Raw genomic sequence first — 16,613 nt, forward strand, 5'->3', positions numbered from 1 at the left:
GGCGGTTGTTCGTCTTTGTCTGCAGGTCGCACGGTGTCGGGCGAGTGCCGGTGCCGTGGCCGGGACGACCGTGACGATGTGCAGGGGGCGCCGTGGGGAACCGTCCGACGGATTGGCACGTGCTGGACTTGGATGACGATCCGACGCCGGGGGATCCGGAGCGGGTCAAGCAACTCGCCCGTGAGCTGCACGACTTCGCCGACGACGTGGCGGACGCGCTGCGCCAGATCAAGGGCATGGCGGGCGAGGATGCGCTGCTGCGGTGGGCGGGGAAGACGGCGAAGGCGTTCCAGGACGAGTTCGAGGAAGTTCCCAAGAATCTGAAGAAGCTTCAGCGGTCGTATGACCTTGCGGGGGATGCGCTGGCGGCGTACTGGCCGAAGCTGGAGCGTGCGCAGTCCTTGGCGGACAAGGCGCTGGCGAAGGGGCGGGAGGCGCGGAGTGATCTGACCGCTGCCAATGGGCGGCTCGACTCCGCTGATTCCTGGGTGGAGCGGGCGACGAAGAAGACGGAGGAGTACGACGAGAAGGAGGGCAAGGAGAAGCCCGACGAGTCGGAGGTGCGGGCCGCGGCCCGTAACGCCACCGACGCCAAGTCCGCCCGTGCCTCCGCCCAGACCGCCGTCGACAACGCCGAGTCCGGCCTCGAAGCGGCCAAGAAGATGGCCGCCGACGCCAAGAAGATGCGTGAGGACGCCGCGTCCGAGGCCAAGGACAAGCTGGAGGAGGCATCCGACGCCGGTATTCAGAACCGGAAGTGGTGGGAGAAGGCGGTCGACTGGGTCAAGGACAACTGGGACACCATCGTCAACGTCTGCAAGGTCATCGTCGCCGTCCTCGGCATCGTCGTCCTGATCATCGGCGGCCCCCTCGCCTGGGTCGTGCTGGCCGCCGCCCTCGTCGTCCTCGCCGACACCCTCTACAAGTACATGAACGGCGAAGCCTCCCTCTGGGACGTGGCCTTCGCCGCGCTCGACTGCATCCCCGGCATGAAGGGTCTGACCACCCTCGGCGGCCTCGCCAAGGGCCTCAAGGGAGGGCTGGCCGCAGTCAGGGGCGGCATGAAGGGCATGAAGGCCGCCGTCTCCGGGCTCGGCAAGACGATGCAGGCCATGGGCCGCTCCATGAAGAAGCTCTTCACCTGCGGTGACCCCATCGACGTGGCCACCGGGCAGATGGTGATGTCGATCGAGGACCTCACCCTCCCCGGGCTCCTGCCCCTCGTGCTGCAGCGCAGTCACCGTACGGGCGTCGGCGCCGGGCGGTGGTTCGGGCCGAGCTGGGTGTCCACGCTCGACCAGCGGCTCATGCTCGACGACGACGGGCTCCGGCTCGTCACCGAGGACGGCATGGTGCTGTACTACCCCGTGCCCGCCGCCGGTGAGGCGGTGGCACCCGTCGTCGGGCCGCAGTGGCTGCTGACGTGGGACGGCAGTCCGCAGGGCGCGATCACGGTGCGGCAGCCCGAGGCCGGCCGGTCGCTCACGTTCACGCCCGACCCCGGCGGCCGTGCGGGGGAGCTGGTGCTCTCCGCCGTCGTGGACCGCAACGGCAACTCCCTTCAGGTCCGCTACGCCCGGGACGGTGCGCCCGCGGAGCTGGTCCATCACGGCGGCTACCGCGTCGGGCTGACGTGCGCCGACGGCCGCGTCACCGCGCTCACCCTGCGCAGTGATCCGCGGGAGCCGGTCCTCCTGCGCTACCGGTACGACGACCGCGGCAACCTCACCGGCGTCGTCAACTCCTCCGGCCGGCCGCAGCGTTACTCGTACGACGACGAGCGCCGGATCACCGGCTGGTGCGACCGCTCCGACGTCTGGTACCGCTACGTCTACGACGACCTCGGCCGCTGCGTGCGCACCGGCGGCGACGACGGGGTGCTGGCGTACACGTACGCCTATGACGACGAGACCCGCACGACCACCGCCACCGACTCGCTCGGCCACGCCACCGTCTACCGCTTCGACGAGTCCTTCCAGCTCGTCGCCGAGACCGATCCGCTGGGCCACACCACCACCCGGACCTGGGACGCCTTCCAGCGCCTCGCCTCGCTCACCGACCCGCTCGGCCGCACCACCCGCTACCGCTACGACGCCGCCGGCAACCTCAGCGAGATCGAGCGTCCCGACGGCGGCGTGCTCGCCGTGGAGTTCAACGAACTCGACCTGCCCGTCAAGGTGATCCGCCCCGACGGCACCTCCTGGGAGTACGCCTACGACGACCGCGGCAACCGGCGGGCCGTCACCGACCCGCTCGGCGCCACCACCGTCTTCACCGTCGACGAGCGCGGCGCCACCACCGGCATCACCGATCCCCTCGGCAACCGCCTCCAGGCCGTCGACACCGACGCCGCGGGTCTCGTCGTCGCCGCCACCGACGCGCTCGGCGCGCGGCGCTCCTTCACCCGTGACGCGTTCGGCCGCATCACCGACCTGACCGACCCCTTCGGTCAGGTCACCAGGGTCGGCTGGACGGTGGAGGGCCAGATCGCCTGGCGCGAGCTGCCGAACGGCACGAGCGAGCGGTGGACGTACGACGCCGACCGCAACCCGCTGGAGTACATCTCCTCCACCGGCCGCCGCACCGTCTACCGCAACACCCACTTCGATCTGCGCGCCGCCGAGGAGGACCAGGACGGCACCGCGCACCACTTCACGTACGACAGCGAGCTGCGGCTGACCGAGGTGCGCAACGCCTCGGGGCAGCGGTGGAGTTACCGCTACGACCCGGTCGGCAACCTCGTCGAGGAGACCGACTGGGACGGCCGCACCCTGCGCTACCGCTACGACGCCGGCGGGCAGTTGGCCGAGCGGACCAACGGCGCGGGACAGACCACGTCCTTCGCGTACGACGCGCTCGGCAACGTCAGCGCCATGACGGCCGACGGCGTCGTCACCACCTACCGCTACGACCCGCTCGGCCGCCTCGTGCACGCGGCCAACCCGGACGTCGAGCTGAGCGTCGAGACCGACGCAGCCGGGCACATCCTCGCCGAGTCGTGGAACGGCAGGACCGTCGGCTTCGCGTACGACGCGGCGGGCCGCAGGACCGAGCGGCGCACGCCGTCCGGGGCGGTGACGCGCTGGACGTACCGGCCGGCGGAGCGCTCCGCCATCCAGCACATCGGCGGCACGGACGTCACCTTCGGCTACGACGCCGCCGGGCGGGAACTGGAGCGTGTCCTCGGCGAGGCCGCGGTGCTCACCCACCGGTGGGACGGCGACCTGCTGCGTACGACGCAGGAGCTGACGGCCCTGGCCGGTACGGGCTCCGCGCCCGGCGCGGGCGGAGCCCCGCTGCAGCGGCGCACCTACGTCCACCGCGCCGACGGCTTCCTCGCCGGCGTCAGCGACCTGCTGCGCGGCGACGTGGACTACGAGCTGGACGCCGCCGGCCGGGTCACGGCCGCGCGCGGCGGCGGCCGGGACGAGTCGTACCGCTACGACGGCCTCGGCAACCTCCTGTGGTCCGGCATCCCCGACGCCGCGGCCGGCGACGACGCCGGGCCCGGCGAGCGGACGTACAGCGGCACCCTCATCCAGCGCGCCGGCCGCACCACGTACGTGCACGACGAGCAGGGCCGCGTGACACGGCGCAGCACCAAGCTGCTGTCCGGCGGGCGGCGCGAGTGGCGCTACACCTGGGACGCCGAGGACCAGCTCACCGGCGTCGTCACCCCCGACGGGCGGGAGTGGCGGTACACGTACGACCCGCTGGGCCGGCGCGTCGCCAAGCGGCTGCTCGGCGGCGACGGCGAGAGCGTCGTGGCGGAAGTGCTCTTCTTCTGGGACGGCGACCGGCTCGCCGAACAGACCGACGGCACGGCCAGCACGGTGTGGGACTGGGGCGAGGGGCACACGCCGGTGGGGCAGCGGGTGCGTACGCCCGCCGCGTACGCCTCGCAGGAGGAGATCGACGAACGGTTCTACGGGATCGTCACCGACCTCGTCGGCACGCCGGAGGAACTGGTCGACGCCACCGGCACCGTCGTCTGGACCCGGCACGCGACGGTCTGGGGCGTGCCGGCGGGCGGGGGCAGCGGCGGCGTCGAGTGCCCGCTGCGCTTTCCCGGCCAGTACTACGACACCGAGACCGGGCTCCACTACAACCGCCACCGCTATTACGAGCCGGCCACCGGCCGCTATTTCAGCCCCGACCCGCTGGGCCGTACCCCGGCGCCCAACCACCACGCCTACGTGCCCAATCCGCTGCAGTGGACCGACCCGCTCGGCCTGCGCGCGCCGTGCATGGTGGACCTCTACCACGGCACGTTCGGCAAGGCGGCCGACAACATCATGGCCAATGGCGTCGACGTCCATTACGGCACCAGGAACATGGACTTCGGCCGCGGCGGCTTCTACCTCACGAACGACCCGGCGCAGGCGCTCACCTGGGCCAAACGCCTTGCCCGGCGCGAGGGTGACGTGCCGGCGGTCCTCCACTTCCGGGTACCGCGCAGCGAGCTGGACAACCTGAACAGCCGGATCTTCACCGGCCCGAGCAACGAGCTGAACGACATGCTCCGAGCGGGCAGGAGCGGTGGCCCGATGCACGACTACGACATGGTCGAAGGCCCCATGCTGAGGAATGTGGGAGACTTCCTGAACGGTGCCCCGCCGCGCCTGGAAGGGCACCAGATCGCCATCTTCACCGACCGGGCGCAGGACGTATTCAACAATGCCGAGATCACCCGGCACGGACCGCCGACAGGATCATGACGGAAGAATTCACGACGGAACTCGACGACGGAATGCTGAAGTATTTCCGGGACATCGCCGATGTCATGGTGGAGCGCATCGGCATTTCCCGGGCCGAGGCCGTGGCCCGGATCAACAAGGCGTACGGGGGCGCGGACATCGAGCCGTATCCCGACATCATGTGCCACGAGCTGCCCGAATACTGGGCCTACGGCCTCTACTACGCCGGCAACGTGCCGTACTGGGAGCCGGACGCGGATCCCTCCGGCTGGGAGGTGCGCGAGGCGCCGCCGAAGGGCGGGCCGGAGTGGACGCTGCCGGAGGAGTGAGCGCGGCGGCCCGCGCGGGGGTCAGAGGCGCTCGTGGAGCAGGCGGGACAGCTCCGCGCGGCGGGTCTTGAGGGTCGCGGTGCGCGGGAGTTCGGCCAGCGGGAGGTGGACGGGCGCGCCGAGCTGCGGGTAGTCGGCGGTGGCCGCCTGCCAGCGGGCGGGGACCAGGGGCTTGTCGTCGCGGGTGCACAGGACGGGCACCGGTTCGGCGTCGGGGCCCGGGACGACGACGAGTTCGACGAGTTCGCCGAGGCGGTCGAGGACGGCGTCCTCGATCTCCAGGAGGGAGCCGACGCCGGGGATGGTGTCGATCTCGCGGTCGAGCAGGTGGAGGCAGCCGGCGCGGGTGCGGTACCCGACGTCGCCGGTGCGCCACCAGCCGTCGTGGACGTTCTCGTCGTAGCGGTCCTGTTCGCCGTGGTAGGTCTGGGCGATGCCGTCCCAGCGGACCTCGATGAATCCGGGGTTCGCGGCGGAGACCTTCCGGTCGTTCCGGGAGACGACACGCACCCGGGCGCTGCCCGGCAGCGGGAAGCCGACGCAGCGGCCGTCCATGTGCCGGGTGTCGCGGCGGAAGTAGGGGCGGCCCACGGCGGGGCCCACCTCCGACTGGCCGTAGATCTGGAAGAACTGCGGGGCGCGGCGGCGGGAGGCGTCCAGCAGGCGGCGTACGGTGCGCGGGTGGATGGCGTCGAAGGTGGAGGAGAAGTACTTCACGGACGCGAAGGGCTCGCGCGGGTCCGCGGCCAGGCCCTCCCAGGCGAGGAACGAGTTGGGCAGGGCCTCGACGAGGCCGGGGCGGTTCCTGAGGAAGAACTCCGCGACGTCCTCCGGCTCGTGCTTGGACAGCAGAAGCGTCGGCATGCCCTTCAGCAGCGCCAGCGTCATCGCCGCGAACAGCCGCGAGTGGACGAACGGCACGCTGACGGCGACCGTCTCGCGCCGGCGCATCAGCGCGAGCACGGCGAGCTGCGGGCGCAGCCGGGCGCGCATCGTGCGCGGGGTGTGGACGACCAGCTTCGGTACGCCGGTGGTGCCCGAGGTGTGCGTGATCATCGCCGGCTCGTCCAGCCCCTGGAACACCGGCGGTACGGGCGGGGAGCCGGCGAGCCGGGTCAGCGACGCCACGCCGCGGCCGGCGCCCGTCACGCCGATCACCGACGCGGTCAGCTCGTCGAGGGGCAGGCCGGCCAGCTCGGCGAGCTTCGGGCCGTCGGTCAGCAGGTGGGGGAGGCGCGGTCCGTGCAGCCGCCTGAGGAGGGCGGCGACCGTGGACGGGGGCAGGGCGGGGGAGAGCATGACGGGGATCGCGCCGAGCCGCGCGGTCGCGGTGGCGAGCAGCCAGGCGTCGAAGTTCGCCCGCTTGTGGACGACGACGTGCGCCCCGGCCCGTACGCCCGCCGCGGCCAGCCTGTTCGCCAGATCCGCCGCGAAGGACGCCACTTCGGCCACCGTCAGCCGGCGGCCGGCCTCGGGCAGGGCGTCGAGGTCGTGGTCGAGCGTCAGCAGGGTGGCGCCGTGCTTCGCCGCGGCTCTCTCCGGCACCGTACCCAGATAGAGGCCGCGCTTGTGGTTCGGATTCTGGCTCATGATGCCCTCCGCCCAGACCGGCGTCACGTTCGGTCACCGAGGGCGGCGGTGCCGCCCGGAGTCGCGCGCCGACAGTGTGGGGTGGCGGACTGGGGTCCCGGCAGAGGGCACCTTGGTGCTCAGTTGAGGATTCGTCACGGGAAGGGCGACATACAAGACACGCCTGACCTCTCGGGCGCCCTCGTGGGGGTGTGAGGACGCGTTCGATTGCCAGTTCGCATAGCGGTGTCCGGCGCATGCGGCCCGAGGGCGGTGCCCGGGCCCCGCGGGCCCGTCGCCAGGTGACGCAACGTGACGGGCCCGCGGGCGGGTCGGCCTCGCTCAGGTGGGCAGGACGCAGCCCGTGGACGCCGTCGCGAACGGCTCGCCCGACGCCGTGAGCGCGCCGCTCTCCGCGTCCACGGTGAACACGCCGATGGTGCGGCCCCGTTCGTTGGCCGAGTAGAGCAGCGCGCCGTCGGGCGACAGCGTGATGTGCCGCGGCCAGTCACCGCCGCACGGCACGGTGTCCACCAGACTCAGCGCCGCGCCCCCGTCCTCGACGGAGAGCCGGGCGACGCTGTTGTGCCCCCGGTTGGAGAGGTACACGAACCGGCCGTCCGAGGAGATCGTGATCTCCGCGGGGGCGTTGCCGCCGGGATCCACGTCGCCGGGGAGGGTGGACAGGCTCTCCAGCCGGGTCAGCCCGCCGGTCGCCGCGTCGTGGGCGTACGCCGTGACGGTGCTGTCCAGTTCGTTGGCCACGTAGGCGTACGTGCCCTTCGGGTGGAAGACCATGTGCCGCGGCCCGGCGCCCGGCACCGCCTTCGCCTCGGAGACCGGCGACAGTGCGCCGCTGCCGGTGTCGAGCGCGTAGGTGTGGACGGAGTCGGTGCCCAGGTCCACGGCGTAGACGAAGCCGCCGGCCGGGTCGGTGACGATCTGGTGGGCGTGCGGGCCCTCCTGGCGGTCCGGGTCGGGCCCCGAGCCGGAGTGCTGGACGAAGCCGGTGCGCTCGCCGACGCTGCCGTCGGCCTCGATGGCGTGCACGGCGACGCTGCCGCTGTTGTAGTTGGCGCTGAGGAGATACCCGCCGCCGGGGTGCACCGACAGATGCGTGACGCCGGCGCCGCCGGTGGACTGCACGCCGCCGAGCGCGCTGAGCGCGCCGTCCGCGCCGACGGCGTACGCCCGTACGCCGCCCTCGGGCCAGCTTCCGACCGTGGAGTAGAGGACGTCGCCGGCGGGGGAGAGGGCGAGGAAGTCGGGGTTGGTGACGTCGCCGAAACCGCCGCCGCTCTCGGCGAGGGCACCGGTGGTGGTGTCGTAGGTGCAGGCGAGGATGCCCTGACCGTAGGTGCCGAGGTAGAGCGGACGCTGGGCGAGGGGGCGGGGGCCGGGCCGCGGGGTCTGCGCCGGGCCGGCGTGGGCGGCGCCGACGCCGGCGGCCCCGAGGGCGCCGGCACCTAAGCCGGCGGCGCCGAGGATCAGCGAGCGGCGTGAGGGACGGGACGGCATGGAAGACCTCCAGTGGGGGATGGAGTGACGAATGGGTGGCATGTCCCGGCCATGAGCATGCCGGGGACGCCGGGGCGGGTCAACGGCGCCGGAAGGCCGCCCGCGACGGCGGGGCGTGCGGAGGCCCCGCCGGCGGGCGACGCCGCGCGGAGCCCCCCGCCCGCGGGCGGGGGGCTTGGGGGGACGCCTGTGCCGTGGCGGCGGCGCGCCCGGGGTACGCCGGCCTCGGGGGACGGCGGGCCGCGGGTGCACCGGCTCCGGGTGACGGTGCGCCGCGGGTACGTCCGTTCCGTACCGTCGGCTCCTGGGCGGGCCGGGTCCTCACCACTCCTCGGCGCCGGCCGCCTCCGCCGCGATGGTGGTGGACTCGCCGTGCCCGGTCCGCACCACCGTCTCCGGGGGCAGCGTCAGCAGCCGTGCGCGGATGGACGCCTCGATCGTCGGACGGTCGGAGTAGGAGCGGCCGGTGGCGCCGGGACCGCCCTGGAAGAGGGTGTCGCCGGTGAAGACGGTGCCCAGGTCCGGGGCGTACAGGCAGACGGCGCCCGGCGCGTGGCCGGGGGTGTGCAGGACGGTCAGCTCCGTGCCCGCGACCGACAGCGTCCCGCCGTCGGCGAGGTCGGCGTCGGGGGCGCGGTCGGGGTGGGTCATGTCCCACAGCACCCGGTCGTCGGGGTGGAGCAGGACCGGGGCCCGGTACTCGTCGGCCAGCGTGGGGGCGGCGTCGATGTGGTCGTCGTGGGCGTGGGTGCAGACCACGGCGGTCAGGCGGCGGTCGCCGACGACGGCGGCGATGGCGTCGGCGTCGTGGGCGGCGTCGATGACCAGCGCCTCGGTGTCGTCGCCGACGATCCACACGTTGTTGTCGACGTCCCAGGTGCCGCCGTCGAGTGAGAACGTACCGGAGGTGACCAGGTGGTCGATCCGGGCGGGGCTCACAGGATCACCACGGAACGCAGCACGTCGCCGGCCTGCATCCGGGCGAAGGCGGCCTCCACGCCGTCCAGTTCGATGGTCTCGGAGACGAAGGCGTCGAGGTCGAGACGGCCCTGCCGGTAGAGGTCGATGAGCATGGGGAAGTCGCGGGACGGCAGGCAGTCGCCGTACCAGGAGGACTTCAGCGCGCCGCCGCGGCCGAAGACGTCGAGCAGCGGCAGTTCCAGCTTCATCTCGGGCGTCGGCACACCGACGAGGACCACGGTCCCGGCGAGGTCGCGGGCGTAGAACGCCTGCTTGTACGTCTCCGGGCGGCCGACCGCCTCGATGACGACGTCGGCGCCGTTGCCGCCGGTCAGCTCCCGTACCGCCGCGACGGGATCGGCGGCGCTCGCGTCCACGGTGTGGGTGGCGCCGAGGCCGGTCGCGGTGGTCAGCTTCCGCTCGTCCACGTCGATCGCGATGATCTTCCCGGCGCCCGCCAGCCGCGCCCCCATGACGGCCGCCCCGCCGACACCGCCGCAGCCGATGACGGCGACGGAGTCGCCGCGGCCGACGTTGCCGGTGTTGAGCGCGGCGCCGAGGCCGGCCATCACGCCGCAGCCCAGCAGCCCGGCCGCGGCGGGGGACGCCTCGGGGTCGACCTTCGTGCACTGGCCGGCGGCGACGAGGGTCTTCTCCGCGAAGGCGCCGATACCCAGCGCGGGCGACAGTTCGGTGCCGTCCTGGAGGGTCATCTTCTGCGTGGCGTTGTGGGTGTCGAAGCAGTACCAGGGCCGGCCCCGCTCACACGCCCGGCACCGGCCGCACACGGCACGCCAGTTGAGAATGACGAAGTCGCCGGGCGCCACGTCCGTGACACCGTCGCCGACGGACTCCACGACACCGGCGGCCTCGTGGCCGAGGAGAAAGGGGAAGTCGTCGTTGATGCCGCCCTCGCGGTAATGCAGATCGGTGTGGCACACCCCGCACGCCTGCACCGCCACCACCGCCTCGCCGGGCCCGGGGTCGGGCACGATGACGGTGGCGATCTCCACCGGCTCGTTCTTCGCACGCGCGACGACGGCTCGTACGTCCTGGGGCATGAGCACTCCCTTCGTAGCGGGGCTCATACAGTACGTCCCCCGCCCCGCGGGGGCGGCCAGGCGGGCGGACGGGGAGCGGCCTGGCGAGGGGGAGGGGCCCGGGGGTGGATTGCTCCGGCTCAGTTCCCGGAGCCGACGATGGCGGTCACGCGGATCTCCACCCGCATGGCGGCGAGGCCGAGGACCGTGACGCCGGTCTCGGTCCAGATCGGCTCGCGTTCGCCGAGGCGGCGGCGGAACTGCTCGGCCATGACCGCGTTGTGGTCGTCGCCGATCGCGTCGGCGCCCGGAGCGACCTTGTGGTAGGAGTTGACGTGGATGACGTCCTGCCAGGTCGCGCCGACCGTGGCGAGCGTACGCTCCACGTTGTCGAACGCCTGGACGATCTCGTCCTCCAGGGAGTCGGGGATGACCAGGTCGTCGTCCACCCCGGCCTGGCCGGAGATCTCGACCCGGTCTCCGACGCGGACGGCCCCGCTGTAGCCGAGGGCCGCGTTCAGCTTCTCGCCGTAGCCCGGGGTGACGCCGAAGGTGACGGTGCTCATGGAGCTTCCTCTTCCTGTTCCAGGGGTGCGTTTCCTCAAGCTTGAGTTCACGCGTAAAGTGATCCTAGCAAGGAATGACTTCAAGCGCAAAGTGATCGCTGGCGCTGCCGGGGGCGGGACGATCCACCGGAGGGCGGAGCGGTCCATGAGCGGCACGGGAGGGTTCATGAGCGGCACGAACCAGCACGAGGGCGGCGAAGAACCGCGATGGCTCGATGAGCAGGAGAAGGAGGCCTGGACAGGGCTGATCTCCCTCGTCCTGCTGCTGCCCGGCAAGCTGGAGCCGCCGCTGCGGCAGGAACACGGCCTCACGCTCTTCGAGTACCTCGTGCTCAGCCACCTGTCCGAGGCCCCGCGGCGCAAGCTGCGGATGGGAGAACTCGCCTTCCTCGCCAGCGGGTCGCTCTCCCGCCTGTCGAACGTCGTCAAGCGCTGTGAGCAGCGCGGCTGGATCGTGCGCGCGCCCGACCCGGACGACGGCCGCTACACCCTCGCCGAACTCACCGACGCCGGCTTCGACGTCGTGCACCGGGCGGCCCCCACGCACCTGCGCGCCGTGCGCCGCGTCGTCCTCGACTCGCTGGACACGGCCGACCAGAAGGCCCTCGCCCGCATCGCGGAGAAACTCCGCATCGTCCCCGACGGCCTCGGCTGACAGCCGTCCCGCGGCGAACGCAACGGGGCCGTGAGGCGGCGCGGACGACGCCTTCTCCCGGCCCCGGACACCTGGGTCCTGCGCTCGATGGACCTCGCCGCGGGCGCCGGCCCCACCCGGGGCAGCGGCAGCGGACGCGTGACCGGTCGCCGGCTTCCGGTCGGGCGGGGGACGCGGTCGTGGCGAACGCCGGCGGTGCGTCGGCGTGACGGTCGGCCGGATCGTCCCCCTACCCCGAGGAGCCCGGACGTCAGGTGCTGTTCGACCGGCCGACGTAGAGGTTGCGGGCGCGGTAGTAGGTGTCGCCGGAAGGTCCGGGGGAGCCCGAGGAGCCTTCCATCTGCAGATTGATGATGATCCACATGGGGGCACCGACGAAGTTCGAGGCGCGGTGCTGACCGACCCAGGCGCCGTCGAGATAGTAGTGGATGTCGACGTCGGTGGCGCTCACCTTGGCGATCCAGGCGCGGTAGGTGTGCCAGGCGCCGGGGTTGGAGACGGGGACGATGGTGTTGTCCCAGCCGCCGTCGTAGGTGTTGAACCAGTTCCGGGCGTCGCCCTTGTACTCCAGGATGTCGCTCTCCGGCGGCCAGCCGTTGACGCCGGTCAGCCAGAACGCGGGCCAGGTGCCACGCGCGGACGGCGCCTGGAACTCGCCCTTGACCTCCCACTGCGGATACGTGTCGCTGACGACCACGTGTGCCTGGGAGTGGAGGGCGCCGGAGTGGTAGCGGATGGGCAGGTGGGGATCACTGCTGCTGTTGCCCTCGTCCCAGGTGATGCGCGACGCCTTGAGCACCAGGACGCCGCCGGACTCCAGATAGACGTGGTTGTGGTCGGAGGCGTCGGCGTACATGCGCGCGGAGCCGTTGTGGTCGGAGCCCCACGGGTAGCGGTAGTTCCACGCGGCCTGCAGGGCCCCGTAGTCGGCGAAAGTTCCGGAGCCGATGACGGTCTCCCACGCGAGCGGAGCAGCCGGCTGCGCGGCGGCGGGCGAGGCGCCGGCGAAGCCGGCGGCCCCGCCGGCGAGCGCGGCGCCGGAGGAGAGCAGGAACGTACGGCGGTCGAGCGGCATGGCGGGACCTTCCTTCGCGGGTTTCGCGGGTTGCGGACACGTGCCGTACGCGAGCGGAGGCGAGGCCCCTGCGCGAAACCGCCCGCCGACTTCCCACGAAAGCACAACAGCCGTTCCCCGGCGAGCCCGCCGCGAGCACGCGCGCCCGTCCCCCCGGGAGTCATTCCGCACCCATGCCGACTGTCACCACGTCCCACCCGTGCGTCCCGACTCCACGACGCTTCTCCACGCCCCGCCGGGCTCCCTCGCCGCGGGGACGCGGTGTCCCGGCCACCGCGACGGCCGCCCACCGGTTCTCGCGGCTTGAGGGGCCAGGCACGGCCGTCTGTGACGACGTGCGGTGCCGGACTGCTGGTCGGCCGACTGCCGCGGTGAGGCTCAACTTCCGGTACGTACCAGGGCGTTGACCCCGGGCGGCAGGAGGCTTACGTTGACAGAGCACAGTCAGAAAGCGCTTTCTTCGTGATCTCAGGAGAATCACTGTGCTCACCCCCCACCGCCACACTTCTCTGCGCGCCGCCCTCGTCGCGGCGGTTGCAGGTTGCCTCCTTGCTGTGGTGCCCGGCCCCGCGGCGGGTTCCGCACCCGGGTCCGGCACCGCCACGGGGGCCGGCCCCGCCCCGGGAACCGACGGGTCCGCCGCCGAGCGCCTGGTCCTGTTCGACGGCACCGGTACCGAAGGCTGGAGCCAGGCCGGGCCCGGCGGGTTCACCCTCGCCGACGGGGCGCTCACCTCGTACGGCGGCCTCGGGCTCATCTGGTACTCCGACCGGGAGTTCGGCACCGACTACCGGCTGACCCTCGAATGGCGCATGGCCGGCGACGACAACTCCGGTGTGCACCTCGGCTTTCCCGCCGGCGACGACCCCGCCATCCGCAACAGCGGCTTCGAGGTCCAGATCGACGCCACCGACTCCCCCGACCGCACCACCGGAGCGGTGTACGGGTTCCAGTCGCCCGACATCGCCGCCCGCGACGCCGCGCTGAAGCCGCCGGGCGAGTGGAACACCTACGACCTCCGCGTCACCGGCGACCGGCTCACCGTGCACCTCAACGGCGTGGAGATCAACGACTACACCGACACGGTCCCCGAGCGCCGCCTCGGGCCCGGGCACATCGGGCTGCAGAACCACGGCACCGGGGACGAGGTCTCGTTCCGGAACATCGTGATCGACATCTATGGCAAGTGACGAGCAGGCGGGGCCGTCGTCCCGCCGACTCGCTGTCCCGCCGTACCGCCCTACCCCCTCCACCGTTGGGAGCCTCATGAGCCGTCCGATCAAATCCCTGTCCCTCGTCGCGGCGCTCACCGTCCTGCCCGCCTTACTGGCGGCGACGCCGTCCGCCGTGGCCGCGCCCGGGCCCACCGGCGCGAGCGCACCGAACGCGGCCGGGTTCACCCGGACCGCACTGGTCGACTCCGACCTCGCCGACCCGTTCGAACTGGCCGTCACCCCGGACGGGCGCGTGCTCTGGGCGCAGCGCACCGGGGAGCTGAAGATCGTCGACCAGGAGACGCGGGAGATCACCACCGCGTACGACTTCGACTATCCGCTGGAGTTCACCACCCAGTCCGACGGGCTGATCGGGCTCGCGCTCGACCCCGCGTTCGCGGAGAACAATCGGCTGTATGTGATGCACTCCGACAAGGCCGAGAAGAAGGTCGACATCTCCCGGTTCACCCTGAACGGCAACCAGCTCGACCCGGCCTCGCAGAAGGTGCTGCTGTCCATTCCCACGTGGCGTGACGAAGGCCGCGCCAACGTGCACATGGGCGGCTCGCTGGCCTTCGACAGCAAGGGCAACCTGTACGCGGCCACCGGCGACAACACCGACCCCTTCGAGTCGGACGGCTTCTCGCCGACCGACGAGCGCGAGGGCCGGCACGCCTGGGACGCCCAGTCCACGGCGGCCAACACCAACGACCTGCGCGGCAAGGTGCTGCGCATCAAGCCCACCGACAGCGGCTCCTACACCGTTCCCAAGGGGAACCTCTTCGGGAAGGGCGAGAAGAAGACCCGTCCGGAGATCTACGCGATGGGCTTCCGCAACCCGTTCCGTATCAGCGTCGACCCGGCGTCCGACGCGCTGATGGTCGGCGACTACGGCCCCGACTCCGGCGAGGCGAACCCGGACCGCGGTCCGGCGGGCATCGTGGAGTACAACCTGATCTCCAAGGCCGGCAACATGGGCTGGCCGTACTGCGTCGGCAACAACATCCCGTTCAACGACTACGACTTCGCGGCCGGCACCTCCGGCGGAAAGTTCGACTGCGCGGCGCCGGTGAACGACTCGCCGAACAACACGGGCAAGACCCAGTTGCCCCCGGCGACCGCCGCGCAGGTCTGGTACTCGTACGCGGCCTCCGCCGAGTTCCCGCAGCTCGGCTCCGGCGGCGGCGGCCCGATGGGCGGCCCGGCGTACGACTTCGACCCGGACCTCGACAGCGCGACGAAGTTCCCGGAGTCGTACGACGGCAAGTGGTTCAACTACGAGCTGACGCGCAAGTGGTTCAAGACGTTCTCGTACGCGGGCGGGGAACTGCAGGCGATCGACCCGGTCTTCGAGGGCATGAGCTGGATCCAGCCCTTCGACGCGGCTTTCGGGCCCGACGGCTCGCTGTACGTCATCGACTTCGGCGAGGGCAGTGGCGTCGGCCGGGGGAGCACGAACACCAACGCGGGGATTTATCGCATCGATTACGTTGCCGAGGGGGCGGATGGGTAGTGAGCGGGGGCGGCTGGGCCGCGTGCTGAGCGGCGGTTGGGTCGCGTGCTGAGCGGCGGCTGGCACGTGACCGAGTGCGGTTGATCCGCGGCCGGACGGTGGCGAGTAGCGGCTGGGCCGGCCGGGTAGGCGCAGCCGGAACGCGGCCGATCGGCGTCGCCGGGCAACTCCTCCGCCCGGCGGCGCCTCCGCGGGTTTCTGACGGGCCGGTTCCGAAGGGTTGGGGTTTGGGCCGGTTTCGCGGTGCGGGGATTCGGGACCGTGCTCGGGGGCGACCGGTTCCGCGGGTCCGGGGTGTGGGCCGGTTTCGCGGGGGGCGGGGTTCGTGACCGGGCTCGGGGGTGGGGGTCCTGGCCGGGTGCTCGCGGCGCCGGCCCTTGTTCGGGGGCCGGTGTTCGGTCTGGTCCTGGATTCGGGGGGCCGGTGTTCGGCCTGGTCCTGGTTTCGGTGGAATCGGCGTCGACCTGGGTCCGGGTGCCGGGTGCCGGCGTCGGCTCGGTTCCGGGTCTGGGGGACCGGTGTTCGGCCTGGTCCCGGTTTCGGTGGAATCGGCGTCGGCCTGGGTCCCCTTGCGGGGTGCCAGCGACGGCACGGTCCCGGGACCGGGGCACCGGCGTCGGCACGGTCCCGGGTGCCGGAGAACCGGCGTCGGCACGGTCCCGGGCGCGGGCGAACCGGCGTCGGCCTAAGTCCCGTGCGGGGGAACGGCGTGGGCGTTACCGCAGCTTCCCCGAGCCCCACGCCCTCTCACGCCCGGTTCATATGCCCCCTCATGCCCGCCCAAGGACATGCGCCCGCTTTGGCAGTGAGCCCTGATGACCGGTGCCGGAGGCTGGACCAGGGTCGGGGCGAGGGCCGGTGCCGGAAGGCGGCCCAGTGCGGGGGCGAGGAGCGGTGCCGGGGAGAGCGGTGGCGCGTGGGGCGAGCCGGAGTACGGGGGCCTACGTCGGTGGCGCCGGCACTCGGGGGTGCCGGTGTCGGGGGCGCCGGTGTTCGCCCGGATCCATACGTCCCCTCACGCCCGCCCAAGGGTATGCGCCCGCTCTGACAGAGAGCCCGGGGCACCGGCGCCGGCGACTGGCCCGTCGCGTGCGTGCGGCGGGCCCGGGCCCGGGGTTACGCACCGGGGGCGGGCGTCGGTGCACGGACGCCGGTGTCGGGGGGTGCCGGTGGTGCGGGGCGCCGGTGTTCGTCCGGATCCCCACGTCCCCTCACGCCCGCCCAAGGGTATGCGCCTGCTCTGACAGTGAGCCCGGGTCACCGGCGCCGGTGACTGGACTGTCGCGTGCGCGAGTCGGGTCTGGGGGTACGCACCAGGGCGGGCGTTAGCGCGTGGGGTGGGCCGGTGTACGTGAGTACGCGTCGGAGGGGGCGCTCGTCCGTGACGGGAGCGGGTGCGGGGTTACGTGCCGGGGTGGGCGGTGGTGCGTGGGGCATCCGGCTCGGTGGGGTCCGTGTCGGGGTGGGGCGGTGTCGT

9 protein-coding genes and 2 pseudogenes are annotated in these 16,613 nt (G+C 72.3%); 5 read left to right on the plus strand and 6 right to left on the minus strand.

Annotation, left to right across the window (positions count from 1 at the left end):
* The first annotated feature begins 119 nt into the window (after positions 1-119).
* Positions 120-4,718, plus strand: coding sequence for an RHS repeat-associated core domain-containing protein (locus I003_RS32510; RefSeq protein WP_051368300.1), 4,599 nt, complete (start codon positions 120-122; stop codon positions 4,716-4,718).
* Positions 4,715-5,026, plus strand: coding sequence for a hypothetical protein (locus tag I003_RS0116915; RefSeq protein ID WP_027772590.1), 312 nt, complete (start codon positions 4,715-4,717; stop codon positions 5,024-5,026). The genes I003_RS32510 and I003_RS0116915 overlap by 4 nt, the downstream gene beginning before the upstream one ends.
* A gap of 21 nt (positions 5,027-5,047) precedes the next feature.
* Here the strand turns inward: I003_RS0116915 and I003_RS0116920 are convergent, their stop codons facing one another.
* The 5 genes from I003_RS0116920 to I003_RS0116940 all read right to left on the minus strand — a co-directional run bounded on the left by I003_RS0116920 (position 5,048) and on the right by I003_RS0116940 (position 10,679).
* Positions 5,048-6,616, minus strand: a complete 1,569-nt coding sequence (locus tag I003_RS0116920; RefSeq protein WP_486584255.1) for a class I adenylate-forming enzyme family protein — start codon at positions 6,614-6,616, stop codon at positions 5,048-5,050.
* 321 nt (positions 6,617-6,937) lie between these two features.
* The gene (locus I003_RS0116925) at positions 6,938-8,113 is read right to left on the minus strand and encodes a lactonase family protein (RefSeq protein WP_027772592.1); all 1,176 of its coding nucleotides are present in this window, start codon (positions 8,111-8,113) and stop codon (positions 6,938-6,940) included.
* A 321-nt stretch (positions 8,114-8,434) separates the two neighbouring features.
* Complete coding sequence (locus tag I003_RS0116930) at positions 8,435-9,052, minus strand: MBL fold metallo-hydrolase (protein ID WP_027772593.1); 618 nt, start codon at positions 9,050-9,052, stop codon at positions 8,435-8,437.
* Positions 9,049-10,134 (minus strand): S-(hydroxymethyl)mycothiol dehydrogenase, encoded by a 1,086-nt coding sequence (locus tag I003_RS0116935; protein ID WP_027772594.1) that lies wholly within the window; start codon positions 10,132-10,134, stop codon positions 9,049-9,051. Before I003_RS0116935 ends, I003_RS0116930 begins: the two co-directional genes overlap by 4 nt.
* A 119-nt stretch (positions 10,135-10,253) precedes the next feature.
* A complete protein-coding gene (locus tag I003_RS0116940) occupies positions 10,254-10,679 on the minus strand; it encodes a Rid family hydrolase (protein WP_027772595.1) in 426 nt (141 codons plus the stop codon).
* Between the two features lie 166 nt (positions 10,680-10,845).
* Between I003_RS0116940 and I003_RS0116945 the strand changes: the two genes are divergently transcribed.
* Positions 10,846-11,334: a MarR family transcriptional regulator gene (locus I003_RS0116945; RefSeq protein WP_199784309.1), complete on the plus strand. Its 489-nt coding sequence runs from the start codon at positions 10,846-10,848 to the stop codon at positions 11,332-11,334.
* Between the two features lie 250 nt (positions 11,335-11,584).
* On the opposite strand, the gene I003_RS0116950 is transcribed toward I003_RS0116945, so the two are convergent.
* Entirely contained in the window at positions 11,585-12,409 is an 825-nt protein-coding gene (locus tag I003_RS0116950) for a family 16 glycosylhydrolase (RefSeq protein ID WP_027772597.1), read from the minus strand.
* Positions 12,410-13,065: 656 nt separating this feature from the next.
* On the opposite strand from I003_RS0116950, the pseudogene I003_RS0116955 reads away from it, so the two are divergent.
* Both I003_RS0116955 and I003_RS0116960 read left to right on the plus strand, forming a co-directional pair.
* Positions 13,066-13,599: pseudogene (locus I003_RS0116955) on the plus strand (3-keto-disaccharide hydrolase); the annotation flags it as partial.
* A 205-nt stretch (positions 13,600-13,804) separates the two neighbouring features.
* Positions 13,805-15,124, plus strand: a pseudogene (locus I003_RS0116960) (PQQ-dependent sugar dehydrogenase); the annotation flags it as partial.
* Positions 15,125-16,613 lie beyond the last annotated feature (1,489 nt).

Source organism: Streptomyces sp. CNQ329 (assembly GCF_000482585.1).